Source organism: Aeromonas sp. FDAARGOS 1419 (assembly GCF_019047045.1).
Taxonomy (GTDB): Bacteria; Pseudomonadota; Gammaproteobacteria; order Enterobacterales; family Aeromonadaceae; genus Aeromonas; species Aeromonas veronii.
Genome location: NZ_CP077209.1, coordinates 3415521 through 3442500, shown reverse-complemented (window position 1 = coordinate 3442500; position 26980 = coordinate 3415521). Strand labels below are relative to the sequence as shown.

Annotated in this window: 19 protein-coding genes, 1 tRNA gene, 2 rRNA genes and 1 riboswitch (1 of these 23 running past the window's edge); of the genes, 17 read left to right on the top strand and 5 right to left on the bottom strand. The window is 59.6% G+C overall.

Annotation, left to right across the window (positions count from 1 at the left end; all coding sequences use genetic code 11):
* From I6L49_RS15605 to hemB, 14 genes are all read left to right on the top strand, one after another.
* Window positions 1-2111: ribosomal RNA gene (locus I6L49_RS15605) — 23S ribosomal RNA — on the top strand; it begins 781 nt to the left of the window's first position.
* Window positions 2112-2192: 81 nt separating this feature from the next.
* Window positions 2193-2307: ribosomal RNA gene (gene rrf, locus I6L49_RS15600) — 5S ribosomal RNA — on the top strand.
* A 46-nt stretch (window positions 2308-2353) separates the two neighbouring features.
* A tRNA-Thr gene (locus tag I6L49_RS15595) sits at window positions 2354-2429 on the top strand.
* Between the two features lie 252 nt (window positions 2430-2681).
* Complete coding sequence (codB, locus tag I6L49_RS15590; protein WP_216949880.1) at window positions 2682-3926, top strand: cytosine permease; 1245 nt, start codon at window positions 2682-2684, stop codon at window positions 3924-3926.
* A complete protein-coding gene (locus tag I6L49_RS15585; RefSeq protein ID WP_216949879.1) occupies window positions 3920-5185 on the top strand; it encodes a cytosine deaminase in 1266 nt (421 codons plus the stop codon). Before codB ends, I6L49_RS15585 begins: the two co-directional genes overlap by 7 nt.
* 95 nt (window positions 5186-5280) lie before the next feature.
* A complete protein-coding gene (crcB, locus tag I6L49_RS15580) occupies window positions 5281-5658 on the top strand; it encodes a fluoride efflux transporter CrcB (RefSeq protein WP_005339378.1) in 378 nt (125 codons plus the stop codon).
* A gap of 65 nt (window positions 5659-5723) precedes the next feature.
* Complete coding sequence (gene ubiE, locus I6L49_RS15575) at window positions 5724-6476, top strand: bifunctional demethylmenaquinone methyltransferase/2-methoxy-6-polyprenyl-1,4-benzoquinol methylase UbiE (protein ID WP_005342396.1); 753 nt, start codon at window positions 5724-5726, stop codon at window positions 6474-6476.
* Window positions 6477-6484: 8 nt separating this feature from the next.
* Window positions 6485-7093 carry an SCP2 domain-containing protein gene (locus I6L49_RS15570; RefSeq protein WP_005339380.1) on the top strand — a complete coding sequence of 203 codons (609 nt, stop codon included), beginning with the start codon at window positions 6485-6487 and terminating at the stop codon, window positions 7091-7093.
* Window positions 7093-8733, top strand: a complete 1641-nt coding sequence (gene ubiB, locus I6L49_RS15565; RefSeq protein ID WP_216949878.1) for a ubiquinone biosynthesis regulatory protein kinase UbiB — start codon at window positions 7093-7095, stop codon at window positions 8731-8733. Before I6L49_RS15570 ends, ubiB begins: the two co-directional genes overlap by 1 nt.
* 42 nt (window positions 8734-8775) lie before the next feature.
* On the top strand, window positions 8776-9027 hold the full coding sequence (tatA, locus tag I6L49_RS15560; protein ID WP_005339385.1) for a Sec-independent protein translocase subunit TatA: 252 nt from the start codon (window positions 8776-8778) through the stop codon (window positions 9025-9027).
* A 3-nt stretch (window positions 9028-9030) separates the two neighbouring features.
* A complete protein-coding gene (tatB, locus tag I6L49_RS15555; RefSeq protein WP_110304509.1) occupies window positions 9031-9495 on the top strand; it encodes a Sec-independent protein translocase protein TatB in 465 nt (154 codons plus the stop codon).
* Window positions 9492-10247, top strand: a complete 756-nt coding sequence (tatC, locus tag I6L49_RS15550) for a twin-arginine translocase subunit TatC (RefSeq protein ID WP_040098487.1) — start codon at window positions 9492-9494, stop codon at window positions 10245-10247. The genes tatB and tatC overlap by 4 nt, the downstream gene beginning before the upstream one ends.
* Before the next feature lie 188 nt (window positions 10248-10435).
* Window positions 10436-11221, top strand: coding sequence for a TatD family hydrolase (locus I6L49_RS15545; RefSeq protein ID WP_216949877.1), 786 nt, complete (start codon window positions 10436-10438; stop codon window positions 11219-11221).
* Between the two features lie 3 nt (window positions 11222-11224).
* On the top strand, window positions 11225-12241 hold the full coding sequence (gene hemB, locus I6L49_RS15540; protein WP_216949876.1) for a porphobilinogen synthase: 1017 nt from the start codon (window positions 11225-11227) through the stop codon (window positions 12239-12241).
* An 83-nt stretch (window positions 12242-12324) separates the two neighbouring features.
* Here the strand turns inward: hemB and I6L49_RS15535 are convergent, their stop codons facing one another.
* Window positions 12325-15831: a hypothetical protein gene (locus I6L49_RS15535; protein WP_216949875.1), complete on the bottom strand. Its 3507-nt coding sequence runs from the start codon at window positions 15829-15831 to the stop codon at window positions 12325-12327.
* A 168-nt stretch (window positions 15832-15999) separates the two neighbouring features.
* Complete coding sequence (locus I6L49_RS15530; RefSeq protein ID WP_216949874.1) at window positions 16000-18189, bottom strand: immunoglobulin-like domain-containing protein; 2190 nt, start codon at window positions 18187-18189, stop codon at window positions 16000-16002.
* A 50-nt stretch (window positions 18190-18239) separates the two neighbouring features.
* Window positions 18240-18325, bottom strand: a riboswitch (cyclic di-GMP riboswitch).
* 437 nt (window positions 18326-18762) lie between these two features.
* On the opposite strand from I6L49_RS15530, the gene prlC reads away from it, so the two are divergent.
* Window positions 18763-20805, top strand: a complete 2043-nt coding sequence (prlC, locus tag I6L49_RS15525) for an oligopeptidase A (RefSeq protein ID WP_216949873.1) — start codon at window positions 18763-18765, stop codon at window positions 20803-20805.
* A gap of 207 nt (window positions 20806-21012) precedes the next feature.
* Entirely contained in the window at window positions 21013-23559 is a 2547-nt protein-coding gene (locus tag I6L49_RS15520; protein WP_216949872.1) for a bifunctional diguanylate cyclase/phosphodiesterase, read from the top strand.
* A 6-nt stretch (window positions 23560-23565) separates the two neighbouring features.
* Here the strand turns inward: I6L49_RS15520 and I6L49_RS15515 are convergent, their stop codons facing one another.
* On the bottom strand, window positions 23566-24306 hold the full coding sequence (locus I6L49_RS15515) for an ABC transporter substrate-binding protein (RefSeq protein ID WP_181223537.1): 741 nt from the start codon (window positions 24304-24306) through the stop codon (window positions 23566-23568).
* A 76-nt stretch (window positions 24307-24382) separates the two neighbouring features.
* On the opposite strand from I6L49_RS15515, the gene I6L49_RS15510 reads away from it, so the two are divergent.
* Window positions 24383-25132 (top strand): class I SAM-dependent methyltransferase, encoded by a 750-nt coding sequence (locus tag I6L49_RS15510; RefSeq protein WP_216949871.1) that lies wholly within the window; start codon window positions 24383-24385, stop codon window positions 25130-25132.
* A gap of 71 nt (window positions 25133-25203) precedes the next feature.
* On the opposite strand, the gene I6L49_RS15505 is transcribed toward I6L49_RS15510, so the two are convergent.
* Both I6L49_RS15505 and gppA read right to left on the bottom strand, forming a co-directional pair.
* A complete protein-coding gene (locus I6L49_RS15505) occupies window positions 25204-25458 on the bottom strand; it encodes a Rho-binding antiterminator (RefSeq protein ID WP_216949870.1) in 255 nt (84 codons plus the stop codon).
* A gap of 30 nt (window positions 25459-25488) precedes the next feature.
* Window positions 25489-26979, bottom strand: coding sequence for a guanosine-5'-triphosphate,3'-diphosphate diphosphatase (gppA, locus tag I6L49_RS15500; RefSeq protein WP_005355894.1), 1491 nt, complete (start codon window positions 26977-26979; stop codon window positions 25489-25491).
* Between the last annotated feature and the right edge of the window lies 1 nt (window position 26980).

The following is a 26980-nucleotide window of genomic DNA, read 5'->3' as shown; positions in this document are numbered from 1 at the left end:
AAACTCGGAGATAGCTGGTTCTCCCCGAAAGCTATTTAGGTAGCGCCTCGGACGAATACTACTGGGGGTAGAGCACTGTTTGGGCTAGGGGGTCATCCCGACTTACCAACCCCATGCAAACTCCGAATACCAGTAAGTAATATCCGGGAGACACACGGCGGGTGCTAACGTCCGTCGTGAAGAGGGAAACAACCCAGACCGCCGGCTAAGGTCCCAAAGTTCTGGTTAAGTGGGAAACGATGTGGGAAGGCTCAGACAGCTAGGATGTTGGCTTAGAAGCAGCCATCATTTAAAGAAAGCGTAATAGCTCACTAGTCGAGTCGGCCTGCGCGGAAGATGTAACGGGGCTCAAACCAGGCACCGAAGCCGCGGATTCACACTTATGTGTGAGTGGTAGGGGAGCGTTTCTGTAAGTCTGCGAAGGTGTATCGAGAGGTATGCTGGAGATATCAGAAGTGCGAATGCTGACGTAAGTAACGATAAAGGGGGTGAAAAGCCTCCTCGCCGGAAGACCAAGGGTTCCTGTCCAACGTTAATCGGGGCAGGGTGAGTCGACCCCTAAGGCGAGGCCGAAAGGCGTAGTCGATGGGAAGCAGGTTAATATTCCTGCACGACTTGTAATTGCGATGGGGGGACGGAGAAGGCTAGGTGGGCCAGGCGACGGTTGTCCTGGTGAAAGTGCGTAGGTGGTGTTTCTAGGCAAATCCGGAGACACAACACTGAGACACGAGACGAACGCACTACGGTGCGGAAGCCATTGATGCCCTGCTTCCAGGAAAAGCCTCTAAGCTTCAGATTACAAGTCATCGTACCCCAAACCGACACAGGTGGTCGGGTAGAGAATACCAAGGCGCTTGAGAGAACTCGGGTGAAGGAACTAGGCAAAATAGAACCGTAACTTCGGGAGAAGGTTCGCTCTTGACAGTGAAGTCCCTTGCGGATGGAGCAGTTGGGAGTCGCAGTGACCAGATGGCTGGGACTGTTTATCAAAAACACAGCACTCTGCAAACACGAAAGTGGACGTATAGGGTGTGACACCTGCCCGGTGCCGGAAGGTTAATTGATGGGGTTAGCGCAAGCGAAGCTCTTGATCGAAGCCCCGGTAAACGGCGGCCGTAACTATAACGGTCCTAAGGTAGCGAAATTCCTTGTCGGGTAAGTTCCGACCTGCACGAATGGTGTAACCATGGCCATGCTGTCTCCACCCGAGACTCAGTGAAATCGAATTCGCCGTGAAGATGCGGTGTACCCGCGGCTAGACGGAAAGACCCCGTGAACCTTTACTACAGCTTGGCACTGAACATTGAACCTACATGTGTAGGATAGGTGGGAGGCTTTGAAGGCGTGACGCCAGTTGCGCTGGAGCCGTCCTTGAAATACCACCCTTGTATGTTTGATGTTCTAACGCAGGGCCCTGAATCGGGCTCGCGGACAGTGCCTGGTGGGTAGTTTGACTGGGGCGGTCTCCTCCCAAAGAGTAACGGAGGAGCACGAAGGTTGGCTAATCCTGGTCGGACATCAGGAGGTTAGTGCAATGGCATAAGCCAGCTTAACTGCGAGACGGACAGGTCGAGCAGGTACGAAAGTAGGTCATAGTGATCCGGTGGTTCTGAATGGAAGGGCCATCGCTCAACGGATAAAAGGTACTCCGGGGATAACAGGCTGATACCGCCCAAGAGTTCATATCGACGGCGGTGTTTGGCACCTCGATGTCGGCTCATCACATCCTGGGGCTGAAGTCGGTCCCAAGGGTATGGCTGTTCGCCATTTAAAGTGGTACGCGAGCTGGGTTCAGAACGTCGTGAGACAGTTCGGTCCCTATCTGCCGTGGGCGTTGGATGATTGAAGGGAGTTGCTCCTAGTACGAGAGGACCGGAGTGAACGAACCTCTGGTGTTCGGGTTGTCACGCCAGTGGCACTGCCCGGTAGCTAAGTTCGGAATCGATAACCGCTGAAAGCATCTAAGCGGGAAGCGAGCCCTGAGATGAGTCATCCCTGACCCCTTGAGGGTCCTAAAGGGCCGTTGGAGACCACAACGTTGATAGGTGGGGTGTGTAAGCGCAGTGATGTGTTGAGCTAACCCATACTAATTACCCGTGAGGCTTAACCATACAACACCCAAGAAGTGTTCTAAGGCTTGTAGCAAATACGAACGAATTACTTACGTCAGCTTTCTCAGATTGAAGAATTTGCCTGGCGGCCATAGCGCCGTGGAACCACCTGATCCCATGCCGAACTCAGAAGTGAAACGCGGTAGCGCCGATGGTAGTGTGGCATTCGCCATGCGAGAGTAGGACACTGCCAGGCACCCAATTTCAAGATTACGCCCAGCGTGGTCTTTACCGGTTAGTGTGCTGATATGGCTCAGTCGGTAGAGCGCATCCTTGGTAAGGATGAGGTCCCCAGTTCGATTCTGGGTATCAGCACCATTAAATAGAAAGCCTCCCTGAAAAGGGAGGCTTTTTTGCATCTGTCATTTTTGTGATATCCCCTTACATTCCCTATTTCCGCAACCCCCTCTGCTTGCAGTCGACAAAGTTTATCTGCTGATTTGAGTCCTAATGTGTTACTCATTTGACTGCTATTGATGGTTTTATCCAGAGATTTAACCATGATTGATTGACGTAAAACGTTTTACGTATAAAATCCGGCGCGTTTTGCCTATTACGTGGAGAGAGAGCATGGCGCAGGATAACGAATACTGTTTGGGGGCGGTACCCGCCAAAGGGCGCAAAGGTGTGCTGTCGCTGATGCTGGTGATGCTCGGCCTGACCTTCTTCTCTGCCAGCATGTGGACCGGTGGTGCGCTGGGTACCGGCTTGGTGTTCGATGACTTCATCAAGGCGGTACTTATCGGCAACTTGTTGCTGGGTATCTACACCGCTTGTCTCGGTTATATCGGTGCCTCAACCGGCCTCTCTACCCATCTGCTGGCGCGCTACTCGTTTGGGATGAAAGGTTCCTGGCTGCCTTCGCTGCTGCTGGGCGGTACTCAGGTCGGCTGGTTTGGCGTTGGTGTGGCGATGTTTGCCCTGCCGGTGCAGAAGGCGACCGGCATAGATGTGAACTGGCTGATCGCCATTTCGGGCATGTTGATGACGGTGACCGTCTACTTCGGCATCTCCGCCCTGATGGTGCTGAGCTTTGTGGCCGTACCGGCCATTGCACTGCTTGGCGGCTACTCGGTCTGGCTGGCGGTGACCTCGACCGGTGGCATGGCTGCACTGCAGCAGGTACAACCAAGCAATCCCATCGAGTTCACCACGGCGTTGACCATGGTGGTTGGTTCCTTTATCAGTGCAGGAACCCTGACCGCCGACTTTGTTCGCTTTGGTCGCAAACCCTGGGGCACCGTCATGATTACCATGGTGGCGTTTTTTTTGGGCAACACGCTAATGTTCGTCTTCGGTGCTGCCGGTGCGGCCGTGACCGGTCAGGCCGATATCTCGGAAGTGATGCTGATGCAGGGGCTGTTGATCCCCGCCATTCTGGTGCTGGGCCTCAATATCTGGACTACCAACGACAACGCTCTCTACGCCTCCGGCCTCGGTTTTGCCAACATTACCGGTCTCAAGAGCAAGCCACTCAGCGTGATCAACGGCCTCATCGGTACGGCTTGTGCCCTCTGGCTTTACAACAACTTTGTCGGCTGGCTGGCCTTTTTGAGTACGGCAATTCCGCCGATCGGTGGCATTATCATCATGGATTTCCTGCTCAATCGTGAGCGTTACCGTCAGTTTGCCGATCAGCAGTTCGAGACGGTGCGCTGGCAGGCGCTGGTCTCCACGGCAGTCGGGGTGGCTGTCGGCAAGTGGCTGCCGGGCATAGTGCCACTCAACGCGGTATTGGGCGCCGCCTTCACCTATTTCATTCTGGTTCGCCTCACCCAGCGGCCGGTTCTGGTACAGGAAGCTAACAAATGCTGATTCAACATATTCGTTTGGCCGATCGGGAAGGGTTGTGGCAGATCCGCTGTCAGGATGGGGTCATCACCGCCATCGAACCCCATGACGAACATGCCGTCGCCGGTCGGATGCTGGACGGGGAGGGCGGTCTGGCGATGGCCCCCTTTATCGAACCCCACATTCACCTCGATACCACCCAGACGGCGGGTGAGCCGAGCTGGAACCTCTCCGGCACCCTGTTCGAGGGGATCGAGCGCTGGGCCGAGCGCAAGGCACTGTTGACCCATGAGGATGTGAAACAGCGCGCCATCCAGACGCTGAAGTGGCAGATCGCCAACGGCATCCAGTTCGTCCGTACTCACGTCGATGTCTCCGATCCCAATCTGGTGGCGCTCAAGGCGATGCTGGAGGTGCGGGAGGAGATGAAGGAGTGGGTCGAGCTGCAGATCGTTGCCTTCCCGCAGGAGGGGATCCTCTCCTACCCCAATGGCAAGGCACTGCTGGAGGAGGCGCTCAAGCTGGGGGCTGATGTAATCGGTGCTATTCCCCATTTTGAGTTCACTCGGGAATATGGGGTCGAAAGTCTGCACTACATCTTCGATCTTGCCGAGAAGTATCAGGTTCTGGTCGATGTGCACTGTGACGAAATCGATGACGAGCAGTCCCGTTTCATCGAGACGCTGGCGACCTTGGCCTACGAGCGGGGTATCGGCCATCGGGTGACGGCCAGCCACACCACTGCCATGCACTCCTACAACGGCGCTTATGCTTCCCGCCTGTTCCGTCTGCTGAAGATGGCGGACATCAACTTCGTGGCCAATCCGCTGGTGAACATTCACCTGCAGGGGCGGTTCGATACCTATCCCAAACGCCGCGGTATTACCCGGGTGAAGGAGATGCTGGAGGCGAACATCAACGTCTGCTTCGGTCACGACGACGTGTTCGATCCCTGGTATCCCATGGGCACTGCCAACATGTTGCAGGTGCTGCACATGGGGCTGCATGTCTGCCAGATCATGGGTTACGAGCAGATCAACGACGGTCTGAAGCTGATCAGCAGCCACAGCGCCCGCACCCTGAATGTGCAGGATCGCTATGGTATCGAGGTGGGCAAACCGGCCAACCTGTTGGTCCTGCCCGCCGAGAACGGCTTCGATGCGGTGCGCCGTCAGGTGCCGGTGCGTTACTCGATCCGCCACGGCAAGGTGATTGCCCAGACCCGCCCGGCCCAGACCGAGATCGTGCTGGGTCAGCCAGAGCCCATCGATTTTCGCCGCTGAGTTTTCAATCATGCTGGATGACGATTAGTTCCGCCTCTGGGCACAAGGGCCGCCATTGCGACATAATGGCGGCCTGACCCTGAGGGAGTGACACCATGCAAACCTGGTTCTATGTTGCTGCAGGGGGCGCCATCGGCGCCTGCCTTCGTTTTGGGATTGCCGAACTGATGGCCTTGCTGCTGGGGCGCCACTTTCCTTACGGGACTCTGGTGGTCAACGTGGTGGGCTCTTTCATCATGGGGGTGGCATTCGCCCTCATCAGTCATGGTCATGTGGTAGAACACCCGATGAAGCCGCTGCTGATGGTGGGGATCCTCGGTGCCCTGACCACGTTTTCTTCCTTTGCCCTCGATACGGTGGTGCTGGCTCAACATGGGGCCTATCTGAAAGCGCTGCTCAATATCGGTCTCAATCTCTTCCTCTGTCTGGCCATGGTGGTGCTGGGCATGCAGTTGGTTGCGAGCCGGGTTTAAGGTGTCCGGACGCCAGTGGCTCTGGTAAACTGGCGGCCATTCTTTGCTCTATGGGTGTTTAAGGGATGTCAGAACAAGCAACGACAACGCATTTTGGCTTTAAAACCGTGGCCGCGACCGAGAAGGAAACTCTGGTAGCAGGTGTCTTCCATTCGGTGGCAGCCAAGTATGATCTGATGAACGATCTGATGTCGTTCGGCATCCACCGCCTGTGGAAGCGCTTCACCATCGACTGTTCCGGTGTGCGCAAGGGCCAGAAGGTGCTGGATCTGGCCGGTGGTACCGGTGACTTGACCGCCAAGTTCTCCCGCATCGTCGGCGAGACCGGTCAGGTGGTGCTGGCGGATATCAACGACTCCATGCTGAAAGTGGGCCGCGACAAGCTGCGCAATCTGGGGGTCGCCAACAACGTCTCCTACGTGCAGGCCAATGCCGAGGCGCTCCCCTTCCCGGATAACCATTTCGACGTGATTACCATCGGTTTCGGCCTGCGCAACGTCACCGACAAGGACAAGGCGCTTGCCTCCATGTTCCGGGTGCTCAAGCCGGGTGGGCGTCTGCTGGTGCTGGAGTTCTCCAAGCCGGTCAGTGAAGTGATCGCCAAGCTCTATGACCTCTACTCCTTCAAACTGCTGCCGAAAATGGGCGAAATCGTCGCGAACGACAGTGAAAGCTACAAATATCTGGCAGAGTCCATCCGCATGCACCCGGATCAGCAGACCCTGGCTGGCATGATGGAAAATGTCGGTTTCGAGCAGGTGGAGTACTTCAATCTGACTCAGGGTGTGGTCGCCCTGCACCGCGGTTACAAGTTTTAAGGTTGCCTATGCCGATGGATGCCATGGTCACCGCGGTGATCGAAACCAGCCTCAACCAGTTGCTGGCGCTGGACAAACAGAGCCCGGAGCGGCTGCGCAAACTGGTGGGCAAGGTGCTCAAGCTGGAGCTGCGTGAACTCAAGCCGCTCTGGTTTGTCTTCTCCGAGCGTCGACTGGATGTGCTGGCCCAGCATGAAGGGGAGGCCGATGCGGTGCTCAGTCTCTCCCTGACCGCCCTCGGTCTGCTGAAAGACCCGTCAGCTCTGACCCGTTATATCCGCGAGGAGAAACTGGATCTGAGCGGTGATCCCCAGCTGGTACAGGCATTCAGCGTGCTGTTGGGTGAGCTGGATATCGACTGGGAGGAGGAGCTGTCGCGCTATACCGGCGACGTGCTGGCCCACACCCTGTTCAGCGGTGCCCGTCAGGCGCGTCGTCTGGTCGGCCGCGAGCTGTGCCGCACCCGCAGCCAGCTGGCGGAATATCTGACCGAAGAGGCCCGCCTAGCCCCCGGCCCGCTGGAAGTGGCGAGTTTCAACGATGACGTCGAGGTGCTGGCCCAGCAGCTCAAGGCCGTCGAACTGCGGCTGGCCCGCTTTGAACAGCAGGTGACCTGATGACCCCGAAGGAGTTCAAACGCCTCTATCGCATCATCACCATCCTGCTGGAGCAGGGCATCGACGAACTGGTGCCCGCCCGCTATCAACCCTGGCCGGGTCGTCTGGCCCGTCGCTCCCTGTTCTGGCTCAAGAACAGGCAACCGGATCTCAGCCGCGGAGCCCGCATCCGCCTCGCCTTCGAGGCTCTCGGCCCCATTTTCATCAAGTTTGGCCAGATGCTCTCGACCCGCCGCGACCTGTTGCCGCCGGACATTGCCGAGGAGCTGGCCCTGCTGCAGGACAGGGTGCCCCCCTTCTGCGGTCAGGCGGCGCGTCAGCAGATTGAGCGCAGTCTGGGTTGCCCTATCGAGACCCTGTTCGATGACTTCGACGAGACGCCGCTGGCGTCGGCCTCCATCGCGCAGGTGCATACCGCCCGGCTGAAGGAGAGTGGCCGCGAGATCGTCATCAAGGTGATCCGTCCCGACATCGAGCCGGTCATCGACGCCGATCTGCGCCTGATGCGGGCGCTGGCCCGTCTGGTGGCGCGCTTTGTGCCCCAGAGTGCGCGACTGCGCCCCATCGAGGTGGTGGAGGAGTATCGCAAGACCATCCTCGACGAGCTCAACCTGATGCGCGAAGCGGCCAACGCCATCCAGCTGCGGCGCAACTTCACCGACTCCGAGGCGCTCTATGTGCCTGAAATCATCACCGATCTCTGCCGCGAGCAGGTGCTGGTGATGGAGCGCATCTACGGCATACCGGTCTCCGATATCGCTGCGCTGGAAGCCAACGGCACCAACATGAAGCTGCTGGCCGAGCGCGGGGTGGAGGTCTTCTTCACCCAGGTGTTCCGCGACAGCTTCTTCCACGCCGATATGCACCCGGGCAACATCTTCGTCTCTTACGAACATCCGGAAAACCCGCTCTGGATCGGCATCGACTGCGGCATCGTCGGTACCCTCAATCGGGAAGACAAACGCTATCTGGCGGAGAACTTCCTCGCCTTCTTCAACCGAGACTATCGTCGGGTGGCGGAGCTGCATGTGGAGTCGGGCTGGGTACCGGCAGACACCAAGGTGGACGAGTTCGAGTTTGCCATCCGCACCGTGCTGGAGCCCATCTTCGAGAAGCCGCTCTCCGAAATTTCGTTCGGTCACGTGCTGCTCAACCTGTTCAACACCGCGCGTCGCTTCCATATGACGGTGCAGCCGCAGCTGGTGCTGCTGCAAAAGACCCTGCTCTATGTGGAAGGGTTGGGGCGCCAGCTCTACCCGCAACTCGATTTGTGGCAGACCGCCAAGCCGTTCCTCGAAAACTGGATGCACGAACAGGTCGGGCCCAAGTCGGTATTGAACGCCATCAAGGAGAAGGCGCCATTCTGGGCCGAGAAGCTGCCGGAGCTGCCGGAGCTGGTCTATGAGACTCTGCGCCAGACCCGTCATCAGCAGCGTCATTTCGACCTGATGTTTGCCGAGTTCCGCCGTCACAGCCGCCGGCAGGGGCAGGCCCGCTACCTCTTAGGAGTTGGAGCCAGCCTGCTATTGGCGGGTGTATTCTTGCTGACCCAAAAACAACACATTGAGTGGGGACAAGCCAGTCTCGCCGGTGCAGCCCTCTGCTGGCTGGTCGGCTGGTTGCGAACCCGTTCCCATTAATCAACAACCGCGCCGTCAGGCGCCTGTTCTGGAGAGAAAATCATGGGTGGTATCAGTATTTGGCAATTGTTGATCATTGCAGTCATCGTCGTGCTGCTGTTCGGTACCAAGAAACTGCGCGGCATTGGCGGTGATCTGGGCGCGGCGGTCAAAGGGTTCAAGAAAGCCCTCTCCGACGAGCCGGCTGATGCCAAGGCCGAGCAGAAAGATGCCGAGTTTCCCCCGAAACAGCTGAACGAAGCGGCCACTCAGAGCAGTGAGACCGCCAAGCAGAAAGACAAAGACCAGGCCTAAGCCATGTTCGATATCGGTTTTTGGGAGCTGGTCGTTATCGGTGTGGTAGCACTGGTGGTACTGGGGCCCGAGCGGCTGCCGGTTGCCATCCGCACGGCTACCCACTGGATCCGCCTCATTCGTTCGACCGCTAACTCGGTCAAGTCCGAGCTGGAGCAGGAGCTCAAGTTGCAAGAGCTGCATAACGACCTCAAGAAGGCCGAACAGTTGCAGATGAGCAACCTGAGCCCCGAGCTGCAGGAGTCCATCGAACAGCTCAAGGCGGCGGCCCAGTCGGTCAATCGCCCCTATCAGGTGGAGAACGAGATCCGTCCGCCACGCCCCGAGCCGGTCGCCCAGGCTGAGCCTGCCACGCCGGTTGAGCCTGCGGTGCAGCTGAGCCACGACGTGCCGCCGGTCAACAGCCAGCGGGAGAGCGAGCTGGTGCCGGTCAGCGACTCCGCAGTAAAAGGGGAGGTGAAGTCATGAGTCAGGCCGAACAACCCCTGATCAGCCATCTGGTTGAGCTGAGAACCCGCTTGCTGCGCTCCATTACCGCCATCCTCGTGGTGTTTCTGGCGCTGATCTACTTCTCCAACAACATCTACGACTTCGTGGCCCAGCCGCTGCTCAGCCAGCTGCCGGAAGGGACCAGCATGATAGCGACGGATGTGGCGACCCCCTTCCTGACGCCGATCAAGCTGACGCTGGTGGTCTCCTTCTTCGTGGCGATCCCCTATCTGCTCTATCAGGCCTGGGCTTTTATCGCCCCCGGTCTGTACCAGCACGAACGGCGCCTGATCATGCCGCTGGTGGTCTCCAGTGCCCTGCTGTTCTATGCGGGGATGGCGTTCGCCTACTACGTGGTGTTCCCGCTGGTGTTCGGTTTCTTCACCAGCACAGCACCCGCCGGGGTGACGGTGGCTACCGATATCGCCAGCTATCTGGACTTCGTACTGACCCTGTTCTTCGCGTTCGGGGTGGCGTTCGAAATTCCGGTGGCCACCATACTGCTCTGCTGGACCGGCGTGACCACACCGCAAAACCTGAAGGAGAAACGTCCCTATGTCATCGTCGGGGTGTTTGTGGTCGGCATGCTGCTGACGCCGCCTGATGTCTTCTCCCAGACCCTGCTCGCCATCCCGATGTGGGCGCTGTGGGAGATAGGTCTGTTCTTCGCCCGCTTCTACGTGAAGAAAGAGGATGAAGAGCAACAGGAACAACCGGATGTGGAGAGTTGAGGCTCTGTTCGTCACCTGTTTGCCGGACGGCGAGAGGATGACGAAGTCCGCAGGAATAGCAGAACGAGGGGAGCTTAGGCTCCCTTCCTCTTTTCATGCTCCCGTTCGAGGCGTATGGTAAGGCCCCATTCGGTAGATGGTTTTCAAATACCTGATATGTATTCCTTTTGTCTGGAACTCCTCATCCCATGATCGATATCGGTTTAAACCTGACCAGCAGCCAGTTTGCCGGCGAGCAGGCTGAGCTGGTGGCCCGCGCCCGTGCCGCCGGAGTGGAAGCGCTGATCCTGACCGGTACCGATCTGGCTGGCAGCCGCGAGAGCGCCGGGTTGGCCGCCCGCTGGCCGGGCTACTGCTTCTCCACCGCCGGGGTCCATCCCCACGATGCCAAGAGTGTCGATGAGTCGACCCTGCCCGCCCTGCGCGAGCTGGCGGCGCTGCCGCAGGTGGTGGCCATCGGCGAGTGTGGCCTCGACTACAACCGCGATTTCTCTCCCCGTCCGCTGCAGGATGCTGTGTTCGACGCCCAGCTGGCACTGGCCGCCGAGCTCGGGATGCCGGTGTTTCTCCACTGCCGCGATGCTCACGCCCGTTTCATCGAGATCTTGCGTCCCTGGCTGCCCAGACTACCGGGAGCCGTGCTGCACTGCTTCACCGGCTCCGACGAGGAGCTGGACGAGTGTCTGGCGCTGGGGCTGCATATCGGGGTGACTGGTTGGCTCTGCGACGAGCGCCGCGGCCAACTGCTGCGCGAGCAGGTGGCCCGCATTCCAGCCGGCCGCCTGATGATCGAGACCGACGCACCCTATCTGGTGCCGCGGGATCTGAAACCGCGCCCGAAACGCAACGAACCCGCTTTTTTGCCGCACATCGCCCAGGTGGTGGCGGCCTGTCGTGGTGAAGCGCCCGAGGCCTTGCTGGCCCACACCCGGGCCACCTCCGCCGCGTTCTTCCAACTTCCTCTCCAGGAGTGATTCATGGCTACAACTCTTCCGGGCACCTTTCCGGGCCGCCGCCTGCGCCGTCTGCGCAAACATGATTTCAGCCGTCGTCTGGTGCGCGAGAACGTACTGACCGTCAACGATCTCATCTATCCGGTGTTCGTGCTGGAGGGGGAGAACCGTCGGGAAGCCGTTCCCTCCATGCCGGGGGTGGAGCGTCTCTCCATCGATCTGCTGCTGATCGAGGCTGCCGAACTGGTGGAGCTGGGTGTGCCCGCTATCGCCCTGTTCCCGGTGACCCCGCTGGAGAGCAAGAGCCTGATGGCGGAAGAGGCCTACAACCCGAACGGACTGGCCCAGCGCACCGTGCGTGCCCTCAAGGCCCGCTTCCCGGAGCTCGGGGTCATCACCGATGTGGCGCTCGATCCGTTCACCACCCACGGGCAGGATGGCATCATCGATGACGAAGGCTATGTGCTGAACGACATCACCACCGAGATCCTGATCAAGCAGGCGCTCTCTCACGCCGAGGCCGGGGTCGATATAGTCGCGCCGTCCGACATGATGGATGGCCGCATCGGTGCCATCCGCGCCGCGCTGGAAGAGAACGGCTTCATCAACACCCAGATCATGGCCTACTCCGCCAAGTACGCCTCCTGCTACTACGGCCCGTTCCGCGATGCGGTCGGTTCTGCCGGCAACCTCGGCAAGAGCAACAAGGCCACCTACCAGATGGATCCGGCCAACAGCAACGAAGCCCTGCACGAAGTGGCGCTGGATATTCAGGAAGGGGCCGACAGCGTGATGGTCAAGCCGGGCATGCCCTATCTGGACGTGATCCGTCAGGTGAAGGATCAGTTCGGCGTGCCGACCTTTGCCTATCAGGTGAGTGGCGAGTACGCCATGCACATGGCGGCGATCCAGAACGGTTGGCTGAAAGAGAAGGAGTGCATCATGGAGTCCCTGCTCTGCTTCAAGCGGGCCGGGGCCGATGGCATCCTCACTTACTTCGCCAAGCGCGTGGCGCAGTGGCTGAAGGAAGATGCCCGTTAAGCCGGGTTGAAGAGATAAACGAGAGGGGGAGCCGATGGCTCCCCCTCTGTCGTTATGGCTCTCTTTTGGTCACGAGCGGATGATTACAGCTTGATCCAGGCATCGCTCCAGTGGCTGCCGGTACCCGGTGCATAGTGGCCGGTCGAGCCGCCACACCAGCCGCTGTAGGGCCAGGGTTTGCACTCGTAGTCGCCACCGGCATTGCTGACCCGTTCGCCACTCTGATAAGCGGTGCCCGCAACATAGGTCGGGTAGCTGCCGTTACCACCGTCACTGTCACCACCCGGTGCCTGTTCCACCAACGCCAGGGTGAAGCGGCGCTCGAAGCCCTGCTTGCTCCCCTCAGCCATGCCCGCCAGCAACAGCTCGTAACTACCGGCCGCTAGGCCCGACTGTGCCAGCTGCAGGGAACCCTGACCATCGATCAGGGCGCTGCCGGTGGCGGCCGGATTGCCATCCTGCAACAGGGTCGCGGTGACGGTCACCGGGTTGGCGGTGGTCAGCGTGAGGCTGAAGTCGATCGCGCCGTTGACGATGAGATATTCGGCCGCCAGATCGGTGACGGTGAAGTCACTGCTGCTACCGGTCGTGGGCAGGATGAAGTCTCCGCTCAGGTAGGTCAGACCGGTCCAGCCGGAGCTGGTCAGCCAGTGCTTGCCATTGGTCTGATAGACGCTGGGCAACTGGGTGCACTGTTTGTTGTCATTGACGAAGCCGATACCGTAAAAGCCCGCCACATTCTTGTAGCAGAGCTGGCGACCATTCTGGTGCAGCACTGGCTGATCCAGCTTGCCCTTGTGGTGGAGTGACAGCCAGTCAAACTGGTTGATGGCCGAGACCAGCGGCACAAACTGGCCATCGGGCTGTCGATAACGGATCAGGGATCCGGCATCACAGAGCAGACCATCAGCCTGCTGTTCGACGTAGCCGTAGTACTGCTCGCCATCCTGGAAGGTGAACCGGCAGAGATTGCCTTTCTCCGACTCCTTGGGGATCCAGCCCATCAGCAGTCGCTCCTGATTGTTCAGGGCCGCCAGCTGCCCGGCACTGAAGTCGCTGCCGTTGGCTACCCAGCCTTGCGGCATGGTAGAGAATTGCATGAAGTAGTGGTCGGTATAGTACATGTGGCTGTCAGCGCGATGCTTGCGAGCCCCCTGGCTGACCGAGTTGTAGCGATAGATGTCGTTTTCCGGCTTGTGGAAACCGTTGAGATCATCGTCCAGATAGGGCAGGTCGCCCTTGCGGATATGGTAGTTGGCCATACCCGTCATCAGCGGATGCCAGCCGTGGCTGCCACGGGCAAACGCGCTCTCATGGCTGTAGGACTTCCCATCGAAGCCGTGGCCAAATTCGTGGGCAATGATGCCCCAGCCGCCGTAGTAGTGGCTGACAAAGTTAAAGGTATCGACCCCGGTGATGCCACCACTCCCCAGCCCGCCCCCCATGGCGGTGATCCCCAGGTTGAGGTAGGGGCGCTTCATCAGGCTGTGGTAGTAGTAGTCATAATCGGCCGCCGTAAAGATCCCGTTTGGCACATAGCTGTTACCGCCATTGCCGAACATCTCGTAGCCGTTCACCGCCTTGAAGTTGTACCAGACGTGTTTGAACTCCTCGGTCGAGACCATGTAGGCCAGGTTGGTGGCGATGATCAGCCACTCGCGGGCGTAGAGGGCATTGATGGGGCGCCAGGAGCCGCTGGTGTTGGTGGCGAAACGCACGTTCCAGCTTGGCTTGAGGCGTGCCAGCTTCTGGGCAAACGGATCCGAGTTGGAACTGAACCTGTGCTCGAACTGGGCGGGCAGATTGATGCTGTTGTCGAGCAGGTTGTTGAGATCAAACACACCATCGCGGCTGGCGCTGTTGAAGCGTCCCTGCTCACCAAAGGCGCTCAGTGGCAGGGTGATTTGGGCATAGGCGGGCAGGCGATCGAGCTGGCCCAGGATCAGCCACTTGTTGATACCGTTCAGGCGTGACTCGATATTGATGTCATACAGCTCTCTGGCGGCATAGTTGGTGATGCGCACCGTGTCGTTATCAAGCAGCTCGGTCTTGACCAGCGAATTGATGTTGACCGAACGCTGGGCGCGATCGATCAGCACCTCGTAGGGTTCGTCATTGCGCAGTATGTAGCTGACTGCGGCCGGCATCAGCTGATCGAAGATCAGCGGGCGAGCCGGCAACTGCTCGTCGGCCGTGAAGCTGATCTCCTTGCTCAGCAGCTGGTTGAAACCCAGGCCGTGCTCGTTGGCGGTGACAAGCGCCGAGCCCGCCAGCTGGAGATCTTTCAGCGCCGCCACGGGCTGCTGGTTGATCTCCTGGACAGTAAAGGTCGGGTTCTTGAACTGAAAGTCGTTGGCGATCAGGGTATCGGCATCATGCCACTCGATGCGGTCCTTGAAGTTCACCACCAGCCGATCGCCATCCATGTCGATTTTTTGCAGATTGCTGTCGGCGATCACCTGCTCAGGCGCCAGCGGGGTGTTGCTGGCGATGGCATCAGCCAGTTTGCGCAGGTCATAGATGTAGTAGTTTTTGCCGGCGGTGTGGGCCAGGAGATAGTCACCCACCTGATGGAGTTGCACCAGACGGTGGCTGTATTTTCCTTCAAAGGCGAGCCGACCGGCGATGGGGGTCTTGAGGCTGTTCTCCGGCGTCACATCCTGCTGGCGGTAGACCTTGATCTCGCTCAGCGCATCGGCCACCAGCACGTAATCCTGATTGGCAAAGACGGCCTGGGCGCGGTGCAGGCTGTTGCTGCCGGAATCCCGACCGGTTCCCAGGGTGGTGACATGGCGATGTTCATCGGCCAGATCGAAGATATCGACCCGGTGCGAGTAGCGCGAGACCACGTAGAGCAGGTTGTTGCGGACAAACAGTTCACTGATCTGGTTGTAGGCCGTGGCACTGCCGGTTTCGGTGCCGCGGATCTCGCCAATCTGCTGGCGGCTCGGGATATCGATAATGGCCACATGGCCCGGATTGCCGTTCTGGCTGACATAGAGCCGATCCTGATAGCGCTCGACCGCCGTGATCAGGCTGGCGTCCAGCCCCAGCTGGTCGGCCGCCAGCTCCTCGCCTTTGTCCAGATATTGCAGCGAGGTGGCAAACGAGTTGACGCTGCAGGAGCTGGTCTCCATCACCACCCGGGTGCGTTCGCCATTCTGGATCTGGCCGTGGGGGAAGTACTCCAGCAGACAGCCGTTGCCGTAGTCATAGTTGCCAAAGCGTTTGTTGACCGCTACGACCCCACCGTCGTACCAGGTCAGCTCCCACTCCTCATCGAAGAAATCAAAGACGTTACGAATGGCTGTTTCGTCGAAAAAGTGGGGTTTGGGCAGATCGAACAGAATGTGGTTATCCGCCGTCAGCGGGTAGAGCAGGCCATTGATGGCAAGGTGGCGCTTGCCATCCTTGATGATCACGTTCTGCTCGTCAGCCGCACTCTGATGCAGCGCGGCGAGGCGCGCCGTCATTTGCTCGTAGTGCTCCTGATAGGTTTGTTTGAAATAGGCTTGTTCGCGCTCATCGGCCACGACATGGGCCGACAGCAGCAAACCGAGCAGGGTGGCAAGCTTGGTGGTTCTTGGCATGGTGATTTCCTTATCTTGGTTGTTGTTGGATGTTTTTTGGTGCTTGGCAAGCATGTAAAAGAGAGGGGCTAACCCGTCCGGGTCAGAGCATCCTGCCCATCGGCGGTGTGGCCGACGGGCAGGATATGGGCGGGGGCCTGTCGGCCCCCGTTAGTGGTTGGGGCAAGGTCAGAGCTTGATCCAGGCATTGCTCCAGGCAGAGCCGGTACCCGGCGCATAGTGGCTGGTCGAGCCTCCACACCAGCCGCTGTAGGGCCAGGGTTTGCACTCGTAGTTGCCACCGGCATTGCTAACCCGATCACCAGCCTGATAGCCGGTGTTGGGAGCGTAGGCCGGGTAGTCACCTTCGCCACCGCCGCTGTTCTCTTCGGTCAGCGCAACCGTGAAGCGCTGTACCACCGGCTGCTGGCCATCTGCCAGGCCGGTGATGACCACGTCGTAGCTACCGTCGGTGACATTGCTGCCCTGCAGCATCAGGGTGCTGGTGCCGTTCACCTGGCTGCTGGTGGTACCGTGGCTGTGGCCGCTCTGCTCCAGAGTCGCGGTGATCTGTACCGGGTTGGCGGTGGTCAGGTTGAAGCGGATGCTGACCTGACCGTTGACTATGGTGTACTCGCTCGCCATGGCGCTGACGGTGAAGTCGCTGCTGCCTTCGGCGGGTGGCGTTGTGCCGCCGCAATCGCTGTCGCCCTGTACGCGCCAGACGCCCCAGTCACCCGTGGTGCCCGGCTCTTCGTTCTGGGTCCACCAGCCTGCCAGCCAGTTCTTGCCGTTGTGGCTGACGATGTCGCCGCCCACGTAGACCTTCTTGGCATCCCAGCTGTTTTCACAGACGGCGCCCTGCTCCCTGACGGTCACGTTGCGCTGCTGGGTTACCTGCTGACCGGCGCTGTCGCTCACCTGATAGGTGAGGGTGTAGCGGCCGACCTTGCTGCTGTCGACGTTGCCGCTGACCTTGATTTGGGCGGTCAGGTCGCCATCTTCTTCATCATGGGCGCTGACGCCAGCGATCGGATCGAAAGCGGTACCCAGTTCCAGCGTGGTATCGGTGACACCGCTGAACACCGGCTTCATGCTGTAGACCTCGATGGTACGTACCTGCTCGGTGACGTTGTTGTCGCGATCGCTCACCTTGTAGGTGAGGGGGTAGAGGCCGATGCGCTGGCTGTCTACCGAGCCTTCCACCTGGATTTGGCCAGTCAGGTCGCCATCTTCCTTGTCGTTGGCGCTGACACCGGCCAGCGGATCAAAGGCGGTACCCTGCTTGATGCGGGTATCGCTCAGGCCGCTGAACACCGGCTTGCCGTTGTCGACCGGGGGCGTGATCTCCTGATCGTGGATGAAGGGGCCGTAGCTCTTGATGAAGGATTCGTTGTAGGACTGACCGGCGGCGTTGCGGCCCATGTCCCAGTTGATGGACCAGGTCATCACGCCGCGCAGCGGTTGCCCCTCGCTCTTCAGGCGGTTGAAGGCGTTGTAGAGCTTCTGCGGATCCTGCACATAGCCGGTGGCGGCGGCGTCGATGTTGGTCGGAATGCCAAACACCAGCTTGTCATGGGGGATCTTGTAGAAGCCGCGGGTTCCGTTGCTCAGCGAATCCGCCATGTAGTAGATGAACTCTTCTTTCAGGGCATCGTTGTTCTGGGCAATCCAGCCGATGCCATCGATGTAGATACCGTCACCACCCTGGTTGTAGAACTGGGGGTTGATCCAGTCGTAGTAGCCTTCCAGATTGCGGATATAGGGGATGTAGGCGCCAGTCTGGGTCAGATAGGGGAACTCCGGCGCCATGGTGATGAGGAAGTTTTTCCCCTGGGCGCGATAGTGATCCTTGACCAGACGCAGGGCCGCCGGGATCACGGTCTGGTTGTCGGCGGCAGTGATGGCGGCCTGTTCCAGATCGATATCCAGCCCGTCGAAGCCATAGGTCTCCACCAGACGGATGATCTCGTCGGCAAAGGACTGCTCCTGACCCTTGCGCAGCTCGATGTGCGCATCGGCACCGCCCAGCGCCAGCAGCACGGCACGGCCCTGACGGTTCAGTTCGGCAATCTGCTCGATAAACTGGCTTTCGCTCATGCCGATGGCCGGGTCGAGTTTGAAGGTGGGGATGGGATCGCTGCCATAGACCTTCATGAAGGAGACATCGACCACGTTGTATTGCGGGTTGACCTGATCGAGCTTGACGCAGGGGGCGATACCGCCCTTGTAGCCCGAGCCGTCACACCAGTTGTGCCAATAGCCGACCACTACGCCGGACTGGGGGTTGACCATCGCCTGACCGGCACTGGTGGCATATGCCATGGGGGCGCCCATGCCGAGCAGGCAGCCAAGCAGGGATAATTTGAGTTTGTTCATCGTCTCTCCGTACGGTGCAAATGGGGCGTCGGTTGTGACCGGACGTCCCCGGGGGCAGCCCCGCTGTCATAGGTGTTTTCCCTTAGACCGGTGGCTTTGCGTCGCGCCCTTTCGGGTCACTTTGCCTTTTTCACCCGATTTCTGTGCAGCACAGAGAATCAAGTGACCTGCATGGCAGGTTGCCTATGATAGATGCTTGAAAATAAATTAATCAATAGTTGGTTTTGATTCTAATTGACTGAAAAATATTGATAATTTGTTACAGCTACCACATTTTGTCCGTTTCCATGATTGAGCATGACGGTACTTGGCTGGCAGCTGTGGCGCCGGTAAATGGCGACTTTTTGCCCCTTGAAAGTAGCGGTAAGAGCCAAAAAAGGCCCACAGATTCATTCTGTTACTGGCTGTTGATAGCAAAACTGCAGCAACGGCAGAGATCCGGGTCGCAATGGCTGGAAAAGTACAGGGTTGCGGCGGATTCCCGCTTGATTATTGCGTGGCTTGGCCACATGTTAGAAAGCCATACAGAGCTGCTAAAGCGGTCTGTTCAAGACCAAACAAGAGGTAACCGGGATGAATAACCCTTTGCTGACAATGGATTCGCTGCCCCCTTTCAGCCAGATCAAGCCGGAGCAGGTTCAGCCTGCCGTGATTCAGGCGATTGCTGACTGCAAGCAGAAGATCAGCGATGTGCTGGCCCAGCGTGATCCCCATACCTGGGATAGCCTGATTGCCCCGCTGGAAGAGGTAAATGACCGTCTGTCACGGATCTGGTCACCGGTCAGCCACCTCAACTCCGTACTCAACAGCGAAGCACTGCGCGAGGCCCATGACGCCTGCCTGCCGCTGCTCTCCGAATTCCAGACCTATGTCGGTCAGCATGAAGGGCTCTATCAGGCCTATCTGGCCCTCTCCCAGAGCGATGATTTCCCGCTGCTCAGCGGCGCCCAGCGCAAGGAGATCCAGAATACCCTGCGTGACTTCCGCCTCTCCGGCATCGGTCTGCCTGCCGAGGCGCAGCAGCGTTACGGCGAAATTCAGGCCCGCCTCTCCGAGCTGGCCTCCCGTTTCAGCAACAACGTGCTGGATGCGACCCAGGGCTGGCACAAGCTGGTGGCCGATGAAGCCGAACTGGCCGGTCTGCCCGACAGTGTGCGTGCCGCTGCCCGTCAGATGGCTGAACTTAAAGGCAAAGAGGGGTGGCTGTTCACGCTGGATATCCCTTCCTACCTGCCGGTGATGATGTACGCGGACAACCGCGAACTGCGCGCCGAGATGTATGAGGCCTTCACCACCCGCGCCTCCGATCAGGGCCCCAATGCGGGTAAGTGGGACAACTCCGCCATCATGAGCGAGCTGCTCACCCTGCGCCGCGAACTGGCCCAGCTGCTGGGCTTTGCCAACTATGCCGAGCTCTCCCTGGCCACCAAGATGGCGGACAAGACCGAACAGGTGGTGAGCTTCCTCACCGATCTGGCGGCCAAATCCCTGCCGCAAGGCAAGGCCGAGCTGGAGGAGATCCGCGCCTTCGCCGCCGAGCAGCATGGTCAGAGCGAGCTGGCAGCCTGGGATCTCGCTTACTACGCCGAGAAGCTCAAGCAGCACAAGTTCTCCATCTCCGATGAGCAGCTGCGCCCCTACTTCCCCGCCAGCAAGGTGGTGAAGGGGTTGTTCGAAGTGGTGAAGCGGGTGTTCGGCATGAAGGTGCGCGAGCGCCTCGGCATCGACACCTGGCACCCGGACGTGCGCTTCTACGACATCTTCGATGCCGACGACGAGCTGCGCGGCAGCTTCTATCTCGACCTCTACGCCCGCGAGCACAAGCAGGGCGGGGCCTGGATGGATGTCTGTCTGGGTCGTCGCTACCGTCAGGATGGTTCACTGCAAAAACCGGTGGCCTACCTGACCTGCAACTTCAACGGCCCGGTGGATGGCAAGCCAGCACTGTTCACCCATAACGAAGTGGTCACCCTGTTCCATGAGTTTGGCCACGGCATCCACCACATGCTGACCCGTATCGACGTGGCCGGCGTGGCCGGTATCAACGGCGTGGCGTGGGATGCGGTGGAGCTGCCGAGCCAGTTCCTGGAGAACTGGTGCTGGGAGTCCGAGGCGCTGGCCTTTATCTCCGGCCACTACGAGACCGGCGAGCCGCTGCCTGCCGATCTGCTGGAGAAGATGCTGACCGCCCGCAACTTCCAGGCGGCGATGCAGATGCTGCGCCAGCTGGAGTTCGCCCTGTTCGACTTCCGCCTGCATCAGGAGTTTGATCCGGCCAATCCGGCACAGCTCCCGGCGCTGCTGGGCGAGGTGCGTAGTCAGGTAGCAGTGATGACACCACCGGCGTTCAACCGCTTCCAGCACAGCTTCTCCCACATCTTCGCGGGCGGCTATGCGGCGGGCTACTACAGCTACAAGTGGGCCGAGGTGCTCTCTGCCGATGCCTTCTCCCGCTTCGAGGAGGAGGGGATCTTCAACCCGGCCACCGGCCAATCTTTCCTGAAGAATATTCTGGAGAAGGGTGGCTCGAAGGAGCCGATGGAGCTGTTCCGAGCCTTCCGTGGTCGTGAGCCCAAGGTGGATGCGCTGTTGCGACACAGCGGGATCGCTGCCTGAGATTCCTGGCCCGCAGCCTGTGTGAGCTTCAAGCAGGTACACTGTTTTGCGGCATAGTGGGATCGAGTCGTGATTTCTGCGACAAAAAGGGACCTTTTGGTCCCTTTTTTCAAGGCTTTTTAATATCTTGCTGATTGCATATTTGCACTGCTCACGGCTCTTCAGTAGAGTCGTGTTCTAACCTTCAAGGAGAGAAAGCCACTTGCCATGAGGCGAGCACTCGATTCCGTCTATCAAATCATCTCCAGTCTGGCTCATTCGAGCGGCCAGGGATATTTCGATACCTTTGTGAGTGAAATCGCCGCTGCTGTGATGGCTGATGTCGTCCTGATCGCCAGCAGGGAATCAAATGCTTCCCACCTGACGGTTCAGGCTGCCCATCCCTCCTCTCTTGACCCCGATACCCTGACGCTGCCAATCACTGATTCTCCCGATGCCATTACCTGGCAGGAGGGGGAAGCCTGGTTCAGCGATCGTCTGTTGCAGCTGTTCCCCGCGATGCCGCTTGCCGATGTGTGGCAGGCCCAGGCCTACGCCGGGATCGCCCTCAAGGATGCGGATGGCGAAACCATAGGTATCTGCTGCCTGCTCTATCGTCAGCCGCAGGCCAATATGACCAAGGTGATGGGGCTGCTCCGGTTGCTGGGGCCGCTGGCCGGTCGCGAACTGGCGTTGATGCTGCAACGCCAGCTGCCGCAACTCTTGCCTGATACCCCTCATGTGTTGCAGAGCATGCTGTTTCAGGCCCCGGTGGGGATCGGCAAGCTCGATCTCACCGGCCGCATTCTCTGGGCCAACCCGGCCATCGAGAAGATGCTGGGTTATCCCCTCGACGAGCTGCTTCATCGCTCCATCTCCGATATCAATCACCCGGAGGATTGGCAGCGCAGCCTTGAGTGCTACGAAGAGATCCGGCGCGGCGAGCGCAGCAGTTTCACCCAGGAGAAGCGCTACTTCTGCAAGGGGGGCGAGATCCTGTGGGGGCGGGTAACGGTCACCCTGATCCGCGACGAGCAGCAGCAGCCGGACTACCTGATGGTGCTGCTGGAGAATATCGATCCCCTCAAGCGCCATGCGGAGCAGCTCAAGCTCTCTCACCGGGTCTACGACAATCTCTCCGAGGCGATTCTGGTGTGCGATGCCGACAGCCGCATCATCTCGGTCAACCCGGCCTTCGAGCAGATCACTGGCTACAGCAGCGACGAGGTGCGGGGCCAACGTCCCAGCATGCTCAAGTCCGGGCTGCACGATCAGACCTTCTATGCCGACATGTACCACGCGCTGGAGCGGGTGGGGGTGTGGCGTGGCGAGGTGTGGAACAAGCGCAAGAACGGCAAGCTCTATCCGCAGCAGCTGATGATCAGCACCCTGCGCGAAGCCGGCAAAATCCAGCAATATATCGCCATTTTCAGCGATCTTTCCCAGACCAAGGTGGCCGAGCAGAAGATCGCGACCCAGGCCAACTACGACAACCTCACCAGCCTGCCCAACCGCTGGCTGTTTGGCCGCTGCCTCACCCGCTTCTGCGAGCGGGGCGAGCGCTTCGCGCTCATGGTGCTCGACCTCAACAACTTCAAGGCGGTCAACAACAGCATGGATCACCATGCTGGCGATGCCCTGCTGCGGGAGGTCTCGGATCGACTGGTGAGCCGGGTGCGCACCGAAGATCTGGTGGCCCGCATCGGTGGCGACGAGTTCGCGTTCCTGGTGCCCGGCATCGTCACCCGCCGTCAGGCCGAGGTGTTTGCCAAGCAGGTGATCGGCAGCTTTGCCCGCCCCTTCATGCTGGCCAACCAGCATCTCTATGTGACCGCGACCATCGGCATGACTCTCTGTCCGGTCGATGGCAGCGAGAGCGACGAGCTGCTGCGCAATGCCGAACAGGCGCTGTTTGCGGCCAAGCGACAGGGACGGTTGCTCGGTGCCTACTGCTCATCCATGCGAGAAGAGGTACGCCAGCGCCACCAGATGCAGCAGGATTTGGCCGAAGCGATCAAGCTGGAGCAGCTGACCATGGCCTACCAGCCGATCTGGGACAATCGCAGCGGACGGGTCGCCAAGCTGGAGGCGCTGGTGCGCTGGTATCACCCCCACTGGGGGCAGGTATCCCCTGCCGAGTTCATTCCGCTGGCGGAAGAGGCGGGGTTGATTCAGGGGCTGGGTGCGCTGGTATTGTGGCAGTCTTGCCGGGATCTGGCGCGATTGCAGCAGTCCGGCTTCCCTGATCTGCAGATGTCGATCAACCGTTCCACCATGGAGTTCCAGACCATCGACCCCGAGGCGAGCGAGTGGCTCAAGGTGATCCAGCACTTCGGGCTCGATCCTGCCGACATCGTCATCGAAATCACCGAATCTCTGCTGATGGAGAGCAGTGATCAGCACAGGGTGCGGATCGATGCCCTGCGCGAGGCGGGCTGCAAGCTGGCCATCGACGATTTCGGTACCGGCTACTCGGCCCTCAACTATCTGCGCACCTTCCCGGTAGATCTGGTCAAGATCGACCGCTCCTTCGTGCGCCATATCCCCTTCAACGAGCAGGATCGGATGCTGCTCGACGGCATCATCAACATAGTGCACAACCTCGGCATGCAGGTGGTGATCGAGGGGGTAGAGACCCGCGAGCAGCTCAACTTCCTCTGCCAGAAAGGGTGTGCCTTCACCCAGGGTTATCTGCTCAGCCGCCCGCTGGCCTATGACGATCTCACCGAATATCTGCAGCTCAATGACAAAGGAATGTTTCTGCAGATCAGCTAGTGGCGCTTACTCCTTCGATGTCATCTGTTCCTGTTTTGTTTTCAATGTCCGGTAATCCTCGCCGAGATAGCGCAGATAGATGCGATCCAGTACTCCCTCATCCTGCATCTGTTGCAGCGCCTTGTTGTAGGCAGGCAGCAGGTCAGCCTTCTGTTTGCCAAAACAGAGGTAGAGTGGCGTCGAATCGATAAAGGGGGTGAGGGCGCGGATCCTGACGTCCTGCTCTCTCGACAGAATGGGGGCAGAGAAGTAGTCCAGGATGATCATATCGACCCGGCTCTTTTCCAGCATCAGTAGCAGCTGTTTGTCGGAGTGAACCTTGATGGGTTCCCAGCCGGCGAAGTTCCTGATCTTGGCCGTGTAGTCATACCCCCTGACCATTCCTACTTTCAGCCCCTTGGCCATCTCCCACGAGAAGTTCTGTAACGGACTGTCGGTACGCACATAGGCGGCCAGAGGATAGAAGGCGGTGGCAAGGTCAGAGTGATAGCAACCGGGGAGAGGGGCGTTGTCGAGAATGCCATCCGCCAGCTGGGTGCTGACATATTGCTCGCAGCGCCCCCAAGGCAGTTCAAGCAGGGTGAGGTTCATGCCAAGGCGGCGCGCCACCTCTTGATGGATCTCCACCGAAATGCCCTCTTTCAGGTTGCCCTGTTCGGCATAGGAAAAGGGAGGCCAGTCTACGCCGCAGACCTTCAGGTTTGTGCCGCTCTGGGCGGCGAGGAGCAGGGCAATGAACAGGTTCATGGGATTTCCTCCCTACAGCGACTTGAAGGGGCTGTGGTACACTCGGTTCACTGAACTTAGAACGCATCCAAAGACCATGCAAATCCTCCTCGAAGACCCCGCCAAGGCCGCGCAGGCAGACGCGCTGGCCAGCCAGCTTGCCCAGATAGACCTTCCCCAGTTTGCTCTGGTATTTACCCCGGAGCGGCTGGAGCTGCGCAAGCTGGATGAGCCCAAGCTGGGGGCTGTCTACGTGGATTTCGTCGAAGGAGCCGTCGCCCATCGCCGCAAGTTTGGCGGCGGTCGCGGTCAGTCCATTGCCAAGGCGGTGGGGCTCAAGTCGGGGGCGACTCCGACCGTGGTCGATGCCACGGCCGGGCTGGGGCGTGATGCCTTCGTGCTCGCCTCCCTCGGTTGCAAGGTGACCCTGATCGAACGCAGCCCTGTGGTGGCTGCTCTGTTGCAGGATGGGCTGGCGCGGGCGGCACAGGATCCCGAGATTGGCCCCTGGGTCAGCGAGCGGATGCACCTGCTGCAAGGCCCGGCGGTGGACAATCTGCTGGCGCTGCCGGAGCGGCCCGAGGTGATCTACCTCGACCCCATGTTCCCGCACAAGCAGAAGTCGGCGCTGGTGAAAAAAGAGATGCGGGTGTTTCAGTCGCTGGTGGGACCGGATCTTGATGCTGATGCTCTGCTGCCAGCTGCGCTTCAAATGGCAGAGAAGCGGGTGGTGGTGAAACGACCCGACTACGCCGGCTGGCTCAATGAACAGAAGCCGAGCATGGCCATCGAAACCAAGAGCAACCGCTTCGATGTCTATGTGATGGCGGCGCTGGCGGCGAGTTAACGGTCGGTGCGAGTCGCAGATGCAAAAAAGGAGGGCCAACGTCATGTTGGCCCTCCTTTTTCGTATTGGATTCAGTTGGTTGGCGCGAAGCGGATCAGCTTATCTTCCCCTTGCCAGTTCAGGCGCAGGGTCGCCAGTTCTGCCAGACTGAGCCGCTCGCCACTGTGCAGCAGCAGATACTCGACCCCTTCGCTGGCTTCGATGGTGCGGATCTTGTCATCCCATTGGCGATCATCGCGGCTGGTGAGGGTCACCGGCAGTTGCCAGCTGGCAGCAATTTCGAGCCAGTCGTAGAGATCGCAGCTGATGGGTTGATAATCCGGCATGATCGGCTCCAAAACAGGCTAGTTGCTGAGTCAGGCTTCCTGTACGCGGGTCGGCCAGCCCATCTTCTGCTGGCGTTCCACTTCAAAGCGCAGCTCGCTGGCGCGCAGGTAGTGTTCATCCATCCAGCCCTTGGGCAGGGTCAGGGTCAATGACTCCTCTTCTGCCTGCAGGGTGAAGCTGGGCACTGTGCCCTGGGTGCGGCGCATGCAGAGGATCAGCGCGATGCGCAGGATACGGGCCAGCCGGATCGCCTGACGACCGGTGACGGCACCCTGTTTCTCCAGCGGTTCCAGCTTGAATTCGTCCCGCTGGTTGAACAGCAGGGCCGACAACAGCTTCTTTTGCGCAGGGGTAAAGCCCGGCATGTCGATGTTGTCGATGATGTAGGCGGCGTGTTGCGGCGCCTTCTTGTACTCGATACAGAGGCCGATCTCGTGCAGCAGGGCGGCATAACGCAAAATCGGGCGACCGTAGCGTTTGGAGAGTCGCCAGGCCGGTTGCAGCTGGTTGAACGCCTCGACGGCGGTATCGCGCACCCGTTCGGCGTGCTCTTTATCCAGCTGATAGCGGCTGATCAGGCTGTCGGCGGTACGATCCCGGGCATCACAGTCGTGATTGTTGCCAAGCAGACCGTAGATCAGTCCTTCACGCAGGGCGCCACCCGCGAGGGTCATGCTCTCGATATCGAGGGTTTCGAAGATGGCGATCAGGATGGCGAGGCCGGAGGGGAACACGGTCAGCCGCTCGGCCGCCAGCCCTTCCAGTTGCAGCCGGTCGAGCTTGCCGCAGGCGATGGCCTGACCCATCAGCTCCTGCAGTTTCGGCAGGGTGACCCGCTCGCTCTTCCCTTGCGCCAGCATGATCTCTTGCAGCGCCTGTACCGTGCCGGAGGCGCCGACGCAGGTGCGCCAGCCGAGGGCGCGATAATCTTCCGCCACCTTCTCCAGCACCGCCTTGGCGGCAGCAATCGCCTGCTCGAAACGGGCTTCGGAGAGCTCACCATCACCAAAGTGATTGTTGAGCCAGGTGACGCAGCCCATGTGCAGGCTGTTGAGCAGTTTTGCTTCGCTATGTTCGCCGATCACCAGTTCGGTGCTGGCACCGCCGATGTCGATCACCAGCCGGTTGCCTTCCCCGGCGGAGGTCCAGGAGACCCCTTCATAGATGGTCTTGGCCTCTTCCTCGCCCGAGATGATCTCGATGCTGTGGTTGAGTACCCGTTCCGCTTCGCTGAGGAACTCGTCGACGTTGGTGGCAAGCCGCAAGGTTGCGGTGCCCACCACCCGGATGTTGTCGGCCGGAATGTCCTGCAACTGTTCGGAGAAGAGACGCAAACAGTCCCAGCCTCGCTCCATGGCGGCACGGCTGAGACGAAATTCCGGATCGAGCCCGGCTGCGAGGCGAACCTTGCGCTTGACCTTGGCGACGGTGCGCAGGGCACCGGCGACCTCGCGCACCACCAGCATATGAAAGCTGTTGGAGCCGAGGTCGATAGCGGCATAGAGAGGCGAGTTGTGCAAC